This window comes from Prescottella sp. R16 (genome assembly GCF_030656875.1).
Taxonomy (GTDB): domain Bacteria; phylum Actinomycetota; class Actinomycetes; order Mycobacteriales; family Mycobacteriaceae; genus Prescottella.
Map to the genome: position 1 here is coordinate 2,727,386 of NZ_CP130943.1, position 16,439 is coordinate 2,743,824.

Here is a 16,439-nt window from a genome sequence, read left to right on the forward strand (position 1 = left end):
GCGCCCGGCCCGGGAGCCGGGTCACCGGACCTGGTCGTCGACCCACGTCCCCCACGAGCGGGCCAGTTCGCCGGCGCCCTCACCGAGAGCGTCCCGGATGCGGGAGTCGACCCGGTCGGGGGTGGATCCGCCCTGCGCCAGGTCGCGGTACAGCGTCCCGAGCCGCTGCTCACCGTATTCGCTCGCGACGAACGCGGCCAGCGACCACGACGCCTCGTAGGCGCGGCGGGCGACGTCCCCGCCGGCCCGGAAGTCGGCGTCGGCGGGCAGCGACGTCGGCGGGCCGTCCGCCGACACGGCGGCACTCAGCGTGGGTGCGAGCGCACCGAACGTCGCCTCCACCCCCCGGTAGCCGATGTAGTCGGCGTAGCCCTCGAGGATCCACAGGGGGGATCCGTCCGCGGTGACCGGCCGGGCCGCGACGTGCGTGAGCTCGTGTCGCAGCACCGCGACCCGGGTGAGGTCGGTGAGACGGGCGGCCGCGTCGGGGCTGAACACGATCCGCTGCCCGGTCGCGGTCCGGGCACCGAGATCGACGGCGTCCGAGACGGCGACGGCCGCGATGTCCGCCCCGCTGTGGGCGTCCCCCACCAGGGACGCGAACTCGTCCCGCGACCCGGCCACCACCACGACGGCGCGGCGCGACCAGTCCTCCCCCCACACGTCGGTGACGTGGTCGACGGCGTCGCCGATCTCGGTTGCCAACTGTTCGATCATCGCGGACTGTTCGGGATGACCCAGCACGATCGACGATCGGCCACCGGAGCCGGGTACCTCACGAACCATGAGCGGACCGAAATCCCATGGTCCGCGCCATGTTTCACGATCCGATCCGGCGACAGCGGTGTCACTGACGAGGGTCCAGGCGTCACCGCGGCGGGCCAGGAGCAATGCGACAGGTTTGCGGGTCGCGGCGTCGTCCGCACCCTCGATGGCATACCGCAGGTACACCGTCGGTGCCCACACGTCGGACGCACCGATCCGGTCGGCCACCTCCGGCGGAACCGGCGTCTCGGGGTCGGACCCGATGTCGTACCCGAACTCGGCGAACGGCACCGCCGCCGCGCTGCGGGCCCGACGGATCTCGGCGTCGAGGAAGCCGGGGTCGGCCGCGGCATCGAACAGGGCGGGCAGGGCCGCGGTGTCCCCGGCGCGGACGGCCCGCGCCCACTCGTCGAGGACCGGCTGCACCGCCGCCCGCCGGCCGTCCTCGTACGGGTTGGCCGCCGAGGTCTCCGGCACGTCGTCCCTGACGTCCGGGTCGGTAGCCGACTGTCCGAACGCCGTCAGCGACAGCACCACCGCCATCGCGACACCGAGACCGCCCACGCCGGCCCATTCCCACCGGCGCACACGGCGCACGGGGGCGAGGTTCGGGGGACGGTCGTCGGCGGGCACGCCCGAAAGTGTAGGAGGCGCGCCTCACACCGGGTGCACGCGGTCAGTACCGGCGTGCCCCGTGGAACGGCATCGACGCCATCGAATCGACCTTCACCGGCGTCCCGTACGTCGACGCGTGCAGGACGTTGCCGTCACCGGCATAGATCCCGACGTGCGACACGTCGTCGTAGAACAGCACGACGTCGCCGGGCTGCAGTTGCGAGCGGTCGACGGGCGTCCCGCCCTGCGCCTGCGCCTGACTCGACCGCGGCAGGTCCTTGCCGATCTGCCGGTAGGCCCACACGACGAGCCCCGAGCAGTCGTACGCGTCCGGCCCGGTCGCACCCCAGCTGTACGGCTTGCCGACCTGTGTCAGCCCCGCCTGCAGCGCCGCCGAGCCGGCACCCGGGGCGAGGTCGGCGAGGATCCGGCCGGCGTCGAAGCCGGGCGGGAACGTCGAGCCCGCGAGCTGCGCCCGCTCGGCACCGGTGAGCCGGTCGAATGCGGCCGTGACGGCGTCGATCTGCTTCTGCAGTTCGCTCTGCTCGTGTTGGAGCTCGTCGCTGACGAGTTTGGCCTGGTCCGATGCGGCGCGGGCCTCGTCGGCGGACACCTGTGACGCGTCCGCTGCCGCCCGCGCGTCCGAGGCGGCCTGCCGGAACTGTGCGACCGCCCGCGACGTGTCGGTCGAGATGGCGTCGAGTGCCGACATCTGGTCGAGCAGTTGTTGCGGCGAGTCGCTGGTCATGACCGCGAACAGCCGGTTGGTGCGGGCCCCCTGGTAGCTCGCCGCCACCAGCTTGTTCACGGTCGGCCGGAACTCCTCGAGCCGGGCCCGGGCCGCGTCCAGGGCATCCCGGTCGGCGGCCAGCCGGGCCTCGGCGTCCCGCGCCGCCGTCTGCTTGCTCTCGAGATCGATCTGCGCGTTGTGCAGGGCTTCGGTGGTCTGCTCGGATTCGCGGGACAGGTCCGCGAGCCGTTCCAGTGCGGCGGTCGGATTGTCGACGACGGGGTCGGCCGCCGCCGTGGAACCGGGCAGCCCGACGAGGGCCAGCGAGACCATGCCCGTCGCCAGGGCGGTGCACATCGAACGTTTGATCGTCAGCGACGGTTTGGGGGCGGGCACAGCAGCACGACTCTCCGGTTCTGGGGGATCGTTCCGCCCGCGCGGCCGACGCCGGCGACGGAATCAAAGGTCTCGATCAGGTTACGGAACGGCATCGTCTCATGTCCACCGACCCGGACGAACAACGCAACAGGGGCGGCTCCGACACACGTCGGAACCGCCCCCGGGGCGTGGAACAGGTAACGCGTCAGGCGTAGCGGCGCGCGCCGTCGAACGGCATCGACGACACGGGCGCGTACTTGACCGGCTGACCGGACGTCGACGCGTGGATGACGTTGCCGTTGCCGGCGTAGATGCCGGAATGGCTGCCGTTGTAGAACGAGACCACGTCACCGGGCTGCAGATCGTTGTACGAGACCGGGGCGCCGGCGGCGGCCTGGTCGTAGCTCGTGCGCGGGAGGTTCAGGCCGGCCTGCTTGTAGGCCCACTGCACCAGACCCGAGCAGTCGAAGGCGTCCGGGCCCGCGGCGCCGTACACGTACGGGGAGCCGAGGCGCGACTCGGCGGCCTTGACGGCCTGCTCACCGAGGCTCGAGACAGGCGCGGGGGCGGCCGGGAGTTCCGGTGCGACGCTGCCGGTTCCGAGCTGCTGGGCGACGCCGGGCGCGATGGCGCCGATCGCGGCGTCCACCTGGGCCTGCGTGACGCCGGGGACGTCGACGGTGCCGACACCGGGCACGTCGATCGGATCGGCGAGAGCCGGCGCTGCGGTGACCGTGACTGCTCCGACAGCGAGTGCGCCGGCGACGGCGGCGCGCCGCGCGGAACGCTTGAGAGTATGTGACGCCACGAGAAAGAGAACTCCGTTTCTTCCGTTCGTCCGCCGACCGAGTTAGCTGACGGGTTCGGGCTGGGAAGATCAGCCCTACCCGACGACACCGCGAGGCGGCTTCGACGGGATTCACCCCAAAGAAAACGTGGGTTCCCGGCACGTCCCCTCCGAGGAGGTTCCGATTAGGCGGTCCCAGCGATGCCGCTCCGGGTGGGACGGCAAGACTCCGCTAGGTCTCGAGAAGATTACGAAAGCGCATCCCTCGTGTCGACTCGGACGCGCGGAAAATGCCGCCGATGCCCTATTTATCCCGATTAGCCGCGACACCCCGACCGCTGTGTCACGACGCGATAACGACCGGTTCGGTTCGTGGACCGCACCCGCTCCGCCCCTGCTCCGGCGGCACCGCGCGCACCGCACCCCCGTTTCCCGTACGGCGGACCGCAGACCCTGCCACGGCCACCGCCACGAAGACACTGTGATGCTCGTCTCTCCCGGCCCCGATCCCCGCCCGGGACCGCCGCCACCGCCCTGTCGGTGGGCCCCTCTACTGTCTGCAGACGTGAGTGCGCCACCCCGGAAGCCGTCACCCCGTGATCACGGCGACGTCGACCGACAACTGTCCTTCGACGAACTGGACGCGCCCCTGCACGACGTGACCTTCGTCGTCGTCGACCTCGAGACGACGGGGGGCAGCGCCGAATCCGATGCGATCACCGAGATCGGTGCGGTGAAGGTCCGCGGCGGCGAGATCCTCGGCGAGATGGCGACGCTCGTCGACCCCGGACGGGAGATCCCGCCGTACATCGTCGAACTCACCGGCATCACCACGGCGATGGTCCGGGAAGCTCCCCGGATCGACGCCGTCCTTCCTGCGTTCCTCGAGTTCGCCCACGGCGCTGTGCTCGTCGCACACAACGCCGGGTTCGACGTCGGCTTCCTGAAGGCCGCCGCCGCCCGCCTCGGGCTGCGCTGGCCGCCGTTCCAGGTGCTGTGCACCGTCAAGCTCGCTCGCCGTGTTCTCGACCGGGACGAGGCCCCGTCGGTGAAACTGTCCGCACTCGCCCGACTGTTCGGCGCCGACACCACACCCACGCACCGCGCCCTCGACGACGCCCGCGCCACCGTCGACGTCCTGCACGCCCTCATCGGGCGGGTCGGCAACCAGGGGGTGCACAGCCTGCCCGAACTGCTCGACTACCAGCCACGGGTGACGGCGGCACAACGCGCCAAACGTGCTCTGGCGAACGATCTGCCCCGTACCCCCGGCGTCTATCTCTTCCGTGGACCGTCCGACGAGGTCCTCTACGTCGGGACGGCCGTCGACCTGCGGCGGCGGGTGCGCACCTACTTCACCGGATCCGACACCTCCGGACGCGGCAGCCGGATGACGGAGATGGTCGCGCTCGCCACCCGGATCGATCACGTCGAGTGCGCCCACGCCCTCGAGGCCGGGGTCCGGGAACTACGCCTGATCGGCGCGCACGTCCCGCCGTACAACCGGCGGTCGAAGTTCCCGATGCGCGGCTGGTGGGTCACCCTCACCGACGAAACGTTCCCGCGACTGTCCGTGGTCCGCACCCCCACCGTGGACGCCCTCGGCCCGTTCCGGGCCCGCACGGACGCCGCCGACGCCGCCCTCACGATCGCGGAGTTCTGCGGACTGCGGACGTGCACCACCCGGATCGGGAAAGGGCAGCGACACGGACCCAAGTGCCCGCCCCGGGAGGTCGGCGGCTGCCCCGCCGTCGCCGACGATCCGGACGGCTACCGGATCGCGCCCGAGCGGGTCCTCGCCCTGATCCGCGGCCACGACGACACCCCCCTGTACCGGATGCGGGACCGGATCGAGCAGTTCGCCGCCGACCAGATGTTCGAGAGCGCGGCGCGACTGCGCGACCGGGTCGCGCTCCTCGTGACGGCGCTGCGACGGATGCAACGACTCGCCGCGCTGGCCGTCGTGGACGAACTGGTCGCCGCGAAACCGCAGGACGGCGGCGGCTGGGAGTTCGCGGTGATCCGGGCCGGTCGGCTCGCATCCGCCGGCGTAGCGGCGCGCGGCGTCCCCCCGATGCCGGTCGTCGACGCCCTCACCGCGGCCGCCGAGACGGTCCTCCCGGACGCCACCCCCCTGCGCGGCGGCTCCCCCGAGGAGCTCGCACTCGTCGCCCGCTGGCTCGGCGACGACGGCGTCCGGCTCGTCCGGACGAGCCACGGCTGGCACGAACCCGTCCACGGTGCCGGAGCCTGGGCGGACTGGTGTGCACGCGCTCGCGACGCTCGGCCCACGTCCGCGCGGCCCGCGCGGACGCCTACTGTGTTCACGGAACGTCAGAACACGCGAGGAGCCACATGATCAACGCGATCGTCATGATCCATGCCGAGTCCGACCGGATCCCGGAGACCGCGCAAGCGGTCGCCGACGTGGACGGCGTGTCCGAGGTCTACTCGTGCGCCGGAGACGTCGACCTGATCGCGATCGTGAAGGTCCGCGATCACGCCCGGATCGCCGAAGTGGTCACCGAACGCATCAACAAGGTGCCCGGCGTTCTGCGGACCGCGACGCACATCGCGTTCCAGTCCTACTCGAGCGCCGACGTCGAGGCCGCCTTCTCTATCGGCGAGTAGCCAGCTCCGCCGTCAACGACGCCCACCGCTCGAGCAGCGCCGAGGCCGCCCCGGAATCGATCGCCCGGGCGGCCTTGGCCATGCCGGCGGCGAGCGCCTCCTCGAGATCGCCCTCGAGACCGTCGAACGCCGCGATCGCACCGGCCGCGTTGAGCAGCACTGCGTCCCGCACCGGACCGGTGTCGCCGGCGAAGATCCCCAGCGCCACCCGCGCATTGTGATCGGCGTCGCCGCCGCGCAACGCGTCCAGTGGCACCCGGGTGATCCCCAGATCGGTGGGATCCAGCTTCTGCGTCCGCACGACGCCACCGGACACCACGTGCACGACGGACGTCGTCGACGTCGTCAACTCGTCGAGGCCGTCGTCGCCCCTGACGACGAGCGCCGAGTTGCCACGTTCGGCGAGGACCCCGGCGATCACCTCGATCAGGTCCTCGAACGCGCACCCGATCAGACCCGCGCGGGGCTGGGCCGGGTTGGTCAGCGGGCCGAGCACGTTGAACACGGTCGGGATACCGATCTCCTTGCGCGGCGCACCCGCGAACCGCAGCGCCGGGTGGAACACCGGGGCGAAGCAGAAACCGATACCGGTCTCCTCGACGCAGCGGGCGACGGCGTCGGCCCCGAGATCGATGCGCACACCGAGTGCCTCGAGCACGTCGGCGCCGCCGCTCTTCGACGACGCGGCCCGGTTGCCGTGCTTGACGACCCGCACTCCGGCTGCTGCCACCACCACCGATGCCATCGTCGAGATGTTGACGGTGTTCGACCGGTCCCCGCCCGTGCCGACGATGTCCACGACGTCCGGGGACACCGGCACCGTGCGGGCGTGCCCGAGCATCGAGTCCGCGAGACCCCGCAGTTCGCCGGGCGTCGCACCCTTCATCTTGAGGGCGACACCGAACGCTGCGATCTGTGCGGGCGTGGCGTTGTCGGACATGATCTCGTCCATCGCCCACTCGGTGTCGTCGGCTGTCAGATCCCGCCGATCGGTGAGGGCACCGAGAACCGCAGGCCAACTCCGGTCGCCCGCGCCCGTCACTCGCTGTGTGCCCTGCGCTGCCGACCGTCGCTCCATCACGACCCCTTCTGCTCCCTCGTCCACCGGCCGCCCGGTGATCCTCGTCGCACCGCAGCTTAGTGCGCGGTCATTCCGGAACCGGCGGCTGCAGTCCTTCCCACCCGATCGCGGTACCGCCGTGGCGCTGGGCCAGCCCCGCCATCCGCGAACGCTCCTGCGAGCAGTGCAACGCGTCGAGCACCTGTACCCGCTCCAATCGGAGCCGGACGGTGCCGTCGGTCGTGCCCGCGTCGCCTGCATCGTCCGTGTCGTCACCGGGATCCGCGACGGGCACGTAACCGTCCTGGGCCGCGATCGCGATCACCTCCCCGACCGCCGCCGGCGGCACCTGCAGATGGTGCCGCAGGACGGCCTCGGCGTCCGCGGTCCATCCCGGCGTCCCCGCAGCGCCGCGTTCGAGCGCCGACGAGCACGACTCGACGTCGTCGAACCCGGAGACGACGACCACCAGGTCGGTTCGGGTCCGGTCGAGGGCCTCCGGACGCCCCCCGGACAGAAGTCCACGTATCCAACGAGCGACACTGCCACCGAGTTCCATGCGCCCACTGTGTCACGTCCCCCGACCACCGTTGCGACCGCGACCGAACCACCTCTGACATGCACCGACGCGCCGATGCCGGACCCGGGTGGCTTTCCTTTACGACAAGGCGTCATACTTCTCAGCGTGACGAGCGCAGTAGGGACTTCAGGATCGGCAATCACCCAGCGCGTGCACTCGCTGAACCGGCCAAACATGGTCAGCGTCGGCACCATCGTGTGGTTGTCAAGTGAGCTCATGTTTTTCGCAGGGCTCTTCGCCATGTATTTCGTTGCGCGGGCCCAGGCAGGCGACAACTGGCCGCCGGAACCCGTGCACCTCAATCTGGCACTCGCCGTGCCCATCACCACGGTGCTGATCGCGTCTTCTTTCACCTGCCAGATGGGTGTTTTCGCGGCGGAAAAGGGTGACGTCTTCGGCCTCCGACGGTGGTACCTGCTCACCCTGGCGATGGGCACGTTCTTCGTGCTGGGCCAGGGCTTCGAGTACTACCAGCTCGTCAATGAGGGCGTGACGTTCTCGAGCAGCGTGTACGGCTCGGTCTTCTTCATGACGACCGGCTTCCACGGCCTGCACGTCATCGGCGGTCTGATCGCGTTCGTCTTCTTGATCGTCCGCACCAAGGTCAGCAAGTTCACGCCTGCACAGGCCACTGCGGCGATCGTCGTTTCGTACTACTGGCACTTCGTCGACATTGTGTGGATCGGCCTGTTCGCCACGATTTATTTCATCCGTTAGCCAGCTGAACGACCAGGCAGCCCCCTGACGCTTCAGTCGTCCCGACATACCCAAAGGGATACAGATGAGTTCATCCCCCCCTCCCGCATTCGAGGGTGACATGCCCGACCGCACCACAGCCGGATCCGCCAAGAAGGCGCGCCGCCAGCGCAAGCTGCGTCGGCGCGTCACCGGTGCGCTGATCCTCATGCTGGGTCTCGTGAGCGCCGGCTTCCTCGCCTCCGCCCTGACGCCTGCCCCGCAGGTCGCCACCGCGAGCGACGATTCCGCAGCACTGATCCGCGAAGGCAAGCAGCTCTACGACACCTCCTGCATCACGTGCCACGGCGCGAACCTGCAGGGTGTCCAGGACCGCGGCCCCAGCCTGATCGGTGTCGGTGAAGCAGCCGTCTACTTCCAGGTGTCGTCCGGTCGCATGCCTGCTGCCCGCAACGAGGCGCAGGCTTCGCGCAAGCCGGCCAAGTTCGACGCCCGGCAGACCGACGCCATCGGCGCGTACGTGCAGTCGCAGGGTGGCGGCCCGACCGTCATCCGTGACGAGAACGGCGAGATCGCCCAGTCCTCGCTGCGTGGCGGCGACGTCGCGCGCGGCAGCGAGCTCTTCCGCATGAACTGCGCGTCGTGCCACAACTTCACCGGCCGCGGCGGCGCTCTGTCCTCCGGTAAGTACGCCCCCGTTCTGGATCCGGCCAGCGAGCAGCAGATCTACGCCGCCATGGTCACGGGTCCCCAGAACATGCCCAAGTTCTCCGATCGTCAGCTGACGCTCGAGGAGAAGAAGGACATCATCGCCTACGTCAAGCAGTCCTCGGAGGCCAAGAACCCCGGTGGGTACGGTCTCGGCGGCCTCGGCCCGGCGTCCGAGGGCCCCGCGATGTGGATCATCGGCATCGTCGCTGTCGTCGGCGCTGCACTGTGGATCGGAGCAAGGTCATGAGTGACGCCACCAACGGCGGCACGCCGAAGAACTACACCGACGACGAACTCGATCGGATGAGCCGGGACGAGCTCGTCGAACTCGGCACCAACCTCGACGGTGTGGACGTCGTGTTCGAACGCGACCGCTGGGCCGTCAAGGGCACCAAGGCCGAGAAGCGCGCCGAGCGTTCGGTGGCCTTCTGGTTCGCCCTGGCCGGCGTCTCGGCGCTGGCCTTCGTCGGCGTCTTCCTGTTCTGGCCGTGGGAGTGGGCCGGCGAGGGTGAAGACACCTACGGTGCGTACAACCTGTACACCCCGCTGCTCGGCCTCACCATGGGCCTCGCCATCATCGGTCTCGGTGTCGGCGCGGTGAAGTTCACCAAGAAGTTCATCCCCGAAGAGGTCTCGATCCAGGACCGCCACGACGGCGGTTCCGCCGAGGTCGACAAGCGCACCCTCGCTGCGCAGCTGTCCGACACCCTGGACAAGTCGACGATCGGTCGTCGCAAGATGATCAAGCGCAGCCTGATCTTCGGTGGCGGCGCGATCGGCATCATGTCGGTCATGCCCCTCGGCGGCATGATCAAGAACCCGTGGGCCAAGGGCGACCAGTCGCCGCTGTGGGTGTCCGGTTGGACCCCGCGCTACCCCGGCGAGACCATCTACCTGCGTCGCGACACCGGACGCCCGAACGACGTCGTTCTGGTTCGTCCGGAGGACCTCGACGCCGGCGGCATGGAGACCGTGTTCCCGTTCCGCGAGTCCGATCGTGGCGACGAGCACGCGCTCCTCGGGAGCCTGCGCGGCATCCGCAACGCCGTCATGCTGATCCGTCTGCGCACCGAGGACACCGAGAAGGCTGTCAAGCGCAAGGGCCAGGAGAGCTTCAACTACGGCGACTACTTCGCCTACTCGAAGATCTGCACCCACCTCGGCTGCCCCACCTCGCTGTACGAGCAGCAGACCAACCGAATCCTGTGCCCCTGCCACCAGTCGCAGTTCGACGCTCTGCAGTACGGCAAGCCGATCTTCGGTCCCGCCGCTCGCGCTCTTCCGCAGCTACCTATTACTGTGAACGAAGAGGGCTTCCTCGTCACCAACGGTGACTTCATCGAAGCCCTCGGCCCGGCATTTTGGGAGCGTCGCCCGTGAGTACTGCAACCCAGTCCCGTGTCGCGGAAGCTGCCGAGAACGTCGACTCTCGGTACCATCTCGCGGCGGGCATGAAACGCCAGATCAACAAGGTCTTCCCGACCCATTGGTCGTTCATGCTCGGCGAGATCGCGCTCTACAGCTTCATCATCCTGCTGATCTCGGGTGTCTACCTGACGCTGTTCTTCGACCCGTCGCTGGCACACGTCACGTACGACGGCGCGTACGAGCCGCTGCGCGGCGTCACCATGTCGCGTGCATACGAGACGGCGCTGGAGATCTCCTTCGAGGTCCGCGGCGGTCTGTTCGTCCGCCAGATCCACCACTGGGCCGCACTGATGTTCGCCGCGTCGATCATCGTGCACCTGCTGCGCATCTTCTTCACCGGCGCGTTCCGTCGCCCGCGTGAGGCGAACTGGGTCATCGGCTCGCTGCTGCTGATCCTGGCGATGTTCGAGGGTTTCTTCGGCTACTCGCTGCCGGACGACCTGCTGTCCGGTACCGGTCTGCGCGCCGCGCTGTCCGGCATCACCCTGAGTGTTCCGATCGCCGGCACCTGGCTGCACTGGCTGATCTTCGGCGGCGACTTCCCCGGCGAACTGATCATCCCGCGTCTGTACGTTGCGCACGTGCTGCTCGTTCCGGGCATCCTGCTGGCCCTGATCGCCGCGCACCTCGCGCTGGTGTGGTACCAGAAGCACACGCAGTTCCCCGGCCCCGGCCGCACCGAGAACAACGTCGTCGGCGTCCGCATCCTCCCGGTGTTCGCGATGAAGGGCGGTTCGTTCTTCGCGTTCACGTTCGGCATCCTGGCCCTGATGGGCGGCCTGCTGCAGATCAACCCGATCTGGAACATCGGCCCGTACAACCCGGCGCAGGTGTCGGCCGGTTCGCAGCCCGACTTCTACATGATGTGGACCGACGGCATGGCCCGCCTGTGGCCGGCGTGGGAGATCTACCTGTTCGACCGGTACACGATCCCCGCGGTGTTCGCAGTCGCGTTGATCATGGGCATCGTGTTCGCGCTGCTGATCGCGTACCCGTGGATCGAGAAGAAGTTCTCGAAGGACGATGCTCACCACAACCTGCTGCAGCGTCCGCGCGACGTTCCGGTCCGTACCGGCATCGGTGCGATGGCCATCTCGTTCTACGTGGTGCTGACCCTGTCCTGCGTCAACGACGTCATCGCCTACCACCTGGACATCTCGCTCAACGCGATGACCTGGATCGGTCGCATCGGCATGGTGATCCTGCCTCCGGTCGCGTACTACGTCACCTACCGGTTCTGCCTGGGCCTCCAGCGCAGCGACCGCGCGGTACTCGAGCACGGCATCGAGACGGGCATCATCAAGCGCCTGCCGCACGGTGAGTACGTCGAGATCCACCAGCCGCTCGGACCGGTCGACGATCACGGCCACCCGATCCCGCTGGAGTACCAGGGTGCTGCGATCCCGAAGAAGATGAACAAGCTCGGCTCCGCCGGCAAGCCCGGCTCCGGCAGCTGGGTCTCCCCGGACCCGGCCGAGCAGAGCCAGGCTCTCGAGGCCGCCGAGCACGCAGGCGAGCACGAACAGCTGCGCATCCTCTCGGAGTACCAGGACCGCAACCGCGGCATCACCTCCGGCGACAGCGAACACTGATCCGCCGGTAGCAACACCGGGAAGGGCCCCGAACCATTCGGTTCGGGGCCCTTCCCGTATGCGTTGCCCGTGGCCGATACCCTGCCCTGGTCAGCGCCCTGCCGTGCGCTCGTCGGCGAACCGACTACGGGCTGCCGAGAACAGCGTCACGCACACCTCGACCAGCATCGCCGGATCCTGTTCCCCGCCGCTCATCAGCCGGTCGACGAGCAGGTGGTTGACGGCACCGGCCAGTGCGACACCGGCCAGCGCCTCCCGCTGTGTCGGTTCCACGCCGGCGCCGACGAGTACGGCGGTGATCATGTCGGCGAAGCCGGCCAGGACGCCGTAGCGGGCCTCCTCGAGTGCCGGCGAGACACCGACGACCTCGACCAGGACGACGCGGGCCCGGCGTGGGTCCTCGGTCAGATATCCGACGAACGCCGCCAGTCCACGCTCCGCGGCGGCGTCGCTCCCCTCCCCCGCCTGTGCGACGGCGGTTCCGGTGACCGCGGTCAGGTCGTCCGCCAACTCCAGGTACAACTCGCGCAGACAGGTCTCACGGTCCCTGAACGACTCGTAGAAGTAGCGTTCGGTCAGGGCCGATGTGCGGCAGAGTTGTTTGACCGACGTTGCGGCATACCCGTCCGTGCCGAACCGGTCGAGTGCTGCGTCGAGGAGCGCGCGCCGGCGCAGCAGCGCACGCTCCGCCGGGGCCAGACCCGCATACCGCCGTCCTCCTGCCCGGGCCCGTGCGCCCGTATCCGTCATCTCGTTCCCTTCCCGTTCCACGTGCGTCGACCCTTCGAAGCATTGTGCACGCATATCTGACATGCAAACATGTCAGATACGAGTCGAGAGGTAACGGGAAGGGTGGTGAGCCGATGAGATCTGCGAGTTCTGTGAACGGCCGGATCGTTGCAGTGACGGGTGGCGCACGCGGAATCGGACGGGAGATCGCGGCGCAACTCGCGGAGGCGGGCGCGCACGTCGGGATCGGCGATCGTGACGGGGACGCGGCCCGATCGGTCGCCGCCGCACTGGGACCCCGAGCACGCGGCTTCGATCTGGACGTCGCCGACCGGGCGTCGTTCGCCGCGTTCCTGACGGCGGTGGAGGAAACGTTCGGCGCTGTCGACGTCCTTGTCAACAATGCGGGCGTGATGTGGGTGGGCCCGTTCGACCAGGAACCGGAAGCGGCGCGACGCCGGCAGTTCGACGTGAACGTACACGGTGTGATCAACGGCGTCACCCTCGCGGCGCCGGCGATGCGCAGCCGTGGACGCGGGCACATCGTCACCGTCGCGTCCGCCGCCGCGAAGCTCTCCCCCGCCGGCGAATCCACCTATGCCGCAACGAAACATGCGGTGCTCGGCTATCTGACCGGGGTGCGGTGGGAACTCGCCGGCACCGGGGTCGAGATCACCGCGATCATGCCCGGTGTCGTCGACACCGAACTCGCCGCCGGTACCGCCACCGGCGCCGCCCGCATGCTCGCGCCGGCCGATGTGGCGGCCGCGGTGCTCGCGGCGATCGAGAAACCTCGGTTCGAGATCACCATCCCCCGTTACGTCGGACCGCTCGTCGGCTGGGCGAACGTCCTGCCCCAGCGGGTCCGCGACGTCCTCCTGCGCCGCATGGTCCCGAATCAGGTCGACGCGGTGGCGGACAGTTCTGTGCGCAGCACCTACGAACAGCAGTTCACGAACCCCGACCAGTCAGGAGAAGCGCAGTGACCAACCCGTCCGATGCACCCCCGTCCACCGTCGTCCGTCCCATCCCCGAGTTCGACGGCGTCCACGACGTCTGGCCGCGTGGTGACCGGCTGACCGCGGTGCGCGAAGCCGCCGCGAAGTACCGGGAACGGTTCCTGTCCCAGGGCCGGGTCACGGCGATCAAGAGCTTCGACATCGCCACCGCGCCGTACCCCTCCCGGTTCGCGTTCCAGGGGTACTCGATCGGCGTCAACCCGTTCATCGGCATCACCAACCGGATGCTGGTGATCCAGTTCGAGGGCTTCGACGGCACGCTGAAGACTCTGGTGTGGGAGCCGACGGTCGCGGCGGGATCGGCGAAGGCCCCGTTTTATCACAAGATCCAGGAGCTGGGCCGACGGTTCAAGATCGAGAGGTTCTTCGCCGACTACATCAACGATCCCGACGACGTCCTACCGAGCCTCGGACTGACCAACGACGACGTCGACTACGTCAGCTTCGACCACCTGCACGTCCAGGACGTCCGCATGATCATGGGGTCGACGGAGCCGATCGAGGGCGAGAGCGAACCTCGCACGCCACTGTTCCCCAACGCGAAGCTGCTGGTCCATCGCAAGGAGCTGGGCACGTTCGAGTCGATGCACCCCATGCAGACGGCATGGTATGTGAACAAGGGCATGGACGGGGTTCCCACGGACCGGCTCGAGGTGTTCGACGGCGACGTCGAACTGGGTGTCGGGGTGAGCCTGCTGTGGACTCCCGGCCACACCGACGGTAACCATTCCCTGTGTGTGAACACCCCCGACGGCGTCTGGGTGCAGTCCGAGAACGGGATGGCCCCGGACAACTGGCAGCCCGAGCTGTCGAAGATTCCCGGTGTTCGGCAGCAGGCCGCGTTCTACGGACGCGAGGTGGTGCTGAACTCCAACACGCTCGAAGATCCCCAGGACCAGTACGACTCGATGGTCAAGGAGAAGACGATGGCCTCGCGGTCCGTGCGCGATGCACGGTGGCTGCAAGTGATTCCGTCGTCCGAGTGCACGAACTCCAAGCGGCAGTGGCCACTGGTCCCGACCTACAGCCACGGCAGCCTCGACTACGGCACGATCGTCGCACCGCAGCGCTAGAGACATCGCAGCGCAGGGGCGTCGACCGGAAAACGCCGAAGGCGCCGAACCCCGCACGGGTTCGGCGCCTTCGGCGTTGTGGTGCTAGTGCTTCTCGGGTCCGAGGTGGTACTCGAAGACCAGACCGGCAGCGGCGGCGATCACGAGGATGACCGCGATGACGATCATCCATCCCTGGTAGAACGCGAGGGCCAGACCACCGCATGCGGCAGCGCCGGCGAGAAGGATCGGCCAGAAGCTACCGGGGCTGAAGAAGCCCAGGTCGCCGGAGCCGTCGGAGACCTCGGCCTCCTCGTAGTCCTCGGGACGGGTGTCGAGGCGACGTGCCACGAACCGGAAGTAGGTTCCGACGATCAGGCTCAGACCGGCCGACAGGACGATCGCGGTGAGGCCGGCCCACTCGATTCCGGTGCGCGACATCGAGGTGAAGACACCGTAGACGATCGCGACGAGAATGAAGAACACCGTCAGGATCTCGAAGAGCTTGGCTTCGATCTTCATATCAGTTGTTGTCCTTGCTCAGTGGTGCTCGACGGTCAGTTGCCGGTGGCCGAAGCCTCGCGCACGGTGCGGTCGGTGTTGAACGGCGCGGTCGAGGTCGCCATGGGCGCCTCACCGATCGATGCCAGCGCCTCGGCGGTGCTCAGGCCCTGACCACCGTCCTCGACGGACTTGCGCGCCTCGATGTACTGCTCGAACTTCTCCGGCGACACTGCACGGATCTCGAAGTTCATCATCGCGTGGAAGGTGCCGCACATTTCGGCGCAGCGGCCCACGAACGCGCCTTCCTTCTCGATCTCACTGATCTGGAAGACGTTGTCGGAGTGGTTCTCCTTCGGGTTCGGGTTCACGTCACGCTTGAACAGGAACTCGGGGACCCAGAAGGAGTGGATGACGTCGGAGGACGCCAGCACGAACTCGATGCGCTTACCGGTCGGGAGGACGAGGATCGGAACCTCGTTGCTGGTGCCGACGGTCTCGATCTTGTCGTAGTGCAGGTAGGACAGATCCTGCGGGTTCTTGCCGTGGATCGCACCGATCTTCTCGCGGCCGTGCTCGTCGAGGCCCTCGGGCTTCGACGCGGCGACTGCGGCTGCGGTGGCAGCCTCGTCGGTGCCCTCGTACTTGGCCGTGCCGTCACCGAGATCGATGGTGCGGTAACCGAACTTCCAGTTCCACTGGTACGCGGTCACGTCGACCACGACGTTCGGGTTGTCCTTCTTCTCCGTGACGTAGTTCTGCACGACCACGGTGAAGTAGAACAGCACGGCGATGATCACGAACGGAACTGCCGTGTAGAAGAGCTCCAGCGGCACGTTGTACGCCGTCTGACGCGGGAACTCCGGCGAGTCCTTCTTCTTCCGGTGGAAGATGACCACCCAGAAGGTGAGGCCCCACACGATGACACCCATGACGAGGGCGGCGATGACCGACCACGTCCACAGCTCGCGCATACGCTCGGCCTGCGGGGTAATACCCGATGGCCACCCGAAGCGAAGCACCGAATTGTCGATTGAACAACCCGACAGCAGCATGGCAGCTATGCCCAAAGATGCTGCCAGCCCGGCTCGCCGAAGGATCCGACCTTGCGCCACGTTCACGCCTTCCTGATCGCCGCAATTCCACTAGGGCACACCCGATGGGA

The 16,439-nt window shown here is 68.3% G+C and carries 16 protein-coding genes and 1 riboswitch; of the genes, 8 read left to right on the top strand and 8 right to left on the bottom strand.

Annotated features, from left to right (window positions below):
- Window positions 1-21 precede the first annotated feature (21 nt).
- The 3 genes from Q5696_RS12780 to Q5696_RS12790 all read right to left on the bottom strand — a co-directional run bounded on the left by Q5696_RS12780 (window position 22) and on the right by Q5696_RS12790 (window position 3,296).
- Window positions 22-1,398: a hypothetical protein gene (locus tag Q5696_RS12780; protein WP_305091721.1), complete on the bottom strand. Its 1,377-nt coding sequence runs from the start codon at window positions 1,396-1,398 to the stop codon at window positions 22-24.
- Between the two features lie 43 nt (window positions 1,399-1,441).
- A complete protein-coding gene (locus tag Q5696_RS12785; RefSeq protein WP_305095275.1) occupies window positions 1,442-2,467 on the bottom strand; it encodes an NlpC/P60 family protein in 1,026 nt (341 codons plus the stop codon).
- Between the two features lie 226 nt (window positions 2,468-2,693).
- Window positions 2,694-3,296 carry a C40 family peptidase gene (locus Q5696_RS12790; protein WP_305091722.1) on the bottom strand — a complete coding sequence of 201 codons (603 nt, stop codon included), beginning with the start codon at window positions 3,294-3,296 and terminating at the stop codon, window positions 2,694-2,696.
- A gap of 15 nt (window positions 3,297-3,311) precedes the next feature.
- A riboswitch (cyclic di-AMP (ydaO/yuaA leader) is annotated at window positions 3,312-3,477 on the bottom strand.
- A gap of 363 nt (window positions 3,478-3,840) precedes the next feature.
- Here Q5696_RS12790 and Q5696_RS12795 point away from each other — a divergent pair.
- Together Q5696_RS12795 and Q5696_RS12800 are read left to right on the top strand one after the other, a co-directional pair.
- Window positions 3,841-5,634 carry a DEDD exonuclease domain-containing protein gene (locus tag Q5696_RS12795; protein WP_305091723.1) on the top strand — a complete coding sequence of 598 codons (1,794 nt, stop codon included), beginning with the start codon at window positions 3,841-3,843 and terminating at the stop codon, window positions 5,632-5,634.
- On the top strand, window positions 5,631-5,906 hold the full coding sequence (locus Q5696_RS12800; protein ID WP_137723783.1) for an Lrp/AsnC family transcriptional regulator: 276 nt from the start codon (window positions 5,631-5,633) through the stop codon (window positions 5,904-5,906). The genes Q5696_RS12795 and Q5696_RS12800 overlap by 4 nt, the downstream gene beginning before the upstream one ends.
- On the opposite strand, the gene trpD is transcribed toward Q5696_RS12800, so the two are convergent.
- Together trpD and Q5696_RS12810 are read right to left on the bottom strand one after the other, a co-directional pair.
- Window positions 5,893-6,984, bottom strand: a complete 1,092-nt coding sequence (trpD, locus tag Q5696_RS12805; RefSeq protein ID WP_305091724.1) for an anthranilate phosphoribosyltransferase — start codon at window positions 6,982-6,984, stop codon at window positions 5,893-5,895. The two genes, Q5696_RS12800 and trpD, sit on opposite strands and share 14 nt — an antisense overlap.
- A 70-nt stretch (window positions 6,985-7,054) precedes the next feature.
- Entirely contained in the window at window positions 7,055-7,525 is a 471-nt protein-coding gene (locus tag Q5696_RS12810) for a hypothetical protein (RefSeq protein WP_305091725.1), read from the bottom strand.
- 126 nt (window positions 7,526-7,651) lie between these two features.
- Between Q5696_RS12810 and ctaE the strand changes: the two genes are divergently transcribed.
- The 4 genes from ctaE to qcrB all read left to right on the top strand — a co-directional run bounded on the left by ctaE (window position 7,652) and on the right by qcrB (window position 11,973).
- Window positions 7,652-8,263, top strand: a complete 612-nt coding sequence (gene ctaE / locus Q5696_RS12815; protein ID WP_305091726.1) for an aa3-type cytochrome oxidase subunit III — start codon at window positions 7,652-7,654, stop codon at window positions 8,261-8,263.
- A 64-nt stretch (window positions 8,264-8,327) separates the two neighbouring features.
- Window positions 8,328-9,200, top strand: coding sequence for a cytochrome bc1 complex diheme cytochrome c subunit (gene qcrC, locus Q5696_RS12820; RefSeq protein ID WP_305091727.1), 873 nt, complete (start codon window positions 8,328-8,330; stop codon window positions 9,198-9,200).
- A complete protein-coding gene (qcrA, locus tag Q5696_RS12825; protein WP_305091728.1) occupies window positions 9,197-10,333 on the top strand; it encodes a cytochrome bc1 complex Rieske iron-sulfur subunit in 1,137 nt (378 codons plus the stop codon). Before qcrC ends, qcrA begins: the two co-directional genes overlap by 4 nt.
- Entirely contained in the window at window positions 10,330-11,973 is a 1,644-nt protein-coding gene (gene qcrB, locus Q5696_RS12830) for a cytochrome bc1 complex cytochrome b subunit (protein ID WP_305091729.1), read from the top strand. Before qcrA ends, qcrB begins: the two co-directional genes overlap by 4 nt.
- 90 nt (window positions 11,974-12,063) lie before the next feature.
- Here the strand turns inward: qcrB and Q5696_RS12835 are convergent, their stop codons facing one another.
- Complete coding sequence (locus tag Q5696_RS12835; RefSeq protein ID WP_305091730.1) at window positions 12,064-12,723, bottom strand: TetR family transcriptional regulator; 660 nt, start codon at window positions 12,721-12,723, stop codon at window positions 12,064-12,066.
- A gap of 113 nt (window positions 12,724-12,836) precedes the next feature.
- Here Q5696_RS12835 and Q5696_RS12840 point away from each other — a divergent pair, with 113 nt between their 5' ends.
- Entirely contained in the window at window positions 12,837-13,688 is an 852-nt protein-coding gene (locus tag Q5696_RS12840; RefSeq protein WP_305091731.1) for an SDR family oxidoreductase, read from the top strand.
- The gene (locus Q5696_RS12845) at window positions 13,685-14,794 is read left to right on the top strand and encodes an MBL fold metallo-hydrolase (RefSeq protein WP_305091732.1); all 1,110 of its coding nucleotides are present in this window, start codon (window positions 13,685-13,687) and stop codon (window positions 14,792-14,794) included. The genes Q5696_RS12840 and Q5696_RS12845 overlap by 4 nt, the downstream gene beginning before the upstream one ends.
- A gap of 84 nt (window positions 14,795-14,878) precedes the next feature.
- On the opposite strand, the gene Q5696_RS12850 is transcribed toward Q5696_RS12845, so the two are convergent.
- Window positions 14,879-15,295, bottom strand: a complete 417-nt coding sequence (locus tag Q5696_RS12850) for a cytochrome c oxidase subunit 4 (protein ID WP_305091733.1) — start codon at window positions 15,293-15,295, stop codon at window positions 14,879-14,881.
- Window positions 15,296-15,330: 35 nt separating this feature from the next.
- The gene (gene ctaC, locus Q5696_RS12855; RefSeq protein WP_305091734.1) at window positions 15,331-16,395 is read right to left on the bottom strand and encodes an aa3-type cytochrome oxidase subunit II; all 1,065 of its coding nucleotides are present in this window, start codon (window positions 16,393-16,395) and stop codon (window positions 15,331-15,333) included.
- Window positions 16,396-16,439 lie beyond the last annotated feature (44 nt).

Bases quoted from the DNA above. Each gene is read 5' to 3' on its own strand.
- qcrA (WP_305091728.1), top strand. From the start codon at position 9,197: ATGAGTGACGCCACCAACGGCGGCACGCCGAAGAACTACACCGACGAC.
- Q5696_RS12835 (WP_305091730.1), bottom strand. From the start codon at position 12,723: ATGACGGATACGGGCGCACGGGCCCGGGCAGGAGGACGGCGGTATGCG.
- trpD (WP_305091724.1), bottom strand. From the start codon at position 6,984: ATGGAGCGACGGTCGGCAGCGCAGGGCACACAGCGAGTGACGGGCGCG.
- Q5696_RS12785 (WP_305095275.1), bottom strand. From the start codon at position 2,467: ATGTGCACCGCCCTGGCGACGGGCATGGTCTCGCTGGCCCTCGTCGGG.
- Q5696_RS12840 (WP_305091731.1), top strand. From the start codon at position 12,837: ATGAGATCTGCGAGTTCTGTGAACGGCCGGATCGTTGCAGTGACGGGT.
- Q5696_RS12850 (WP_305091733.1), bottom strand. From the start codon at position 15,295: ATGAAGATCGAAGCCAAGCTCTTCGAGATCCTGACGGTGTTCTTCATT.
- Q5696_RS12810 (WP_305091725.1), bottom strand. From the start codon at position 7,525: ATGGAACTCGGTGGCAGTGTCGCTCGTTGGATACGTGGACTTCTGTCC.
- Q5696_RS12800 (WP_137723783.1), top strand. From the start codon at position 5,631: ATGATCAACGCGATCGTCATGATCCATGCCGAGTCCGACCGGATCCCG.
- qcrC (WP_305091727.1), top strand. From the start codon at position 8,328: ATGAGTTCATCCCCCCCTCCCGCATTCGAGGGTGACATGCCCGACCGC.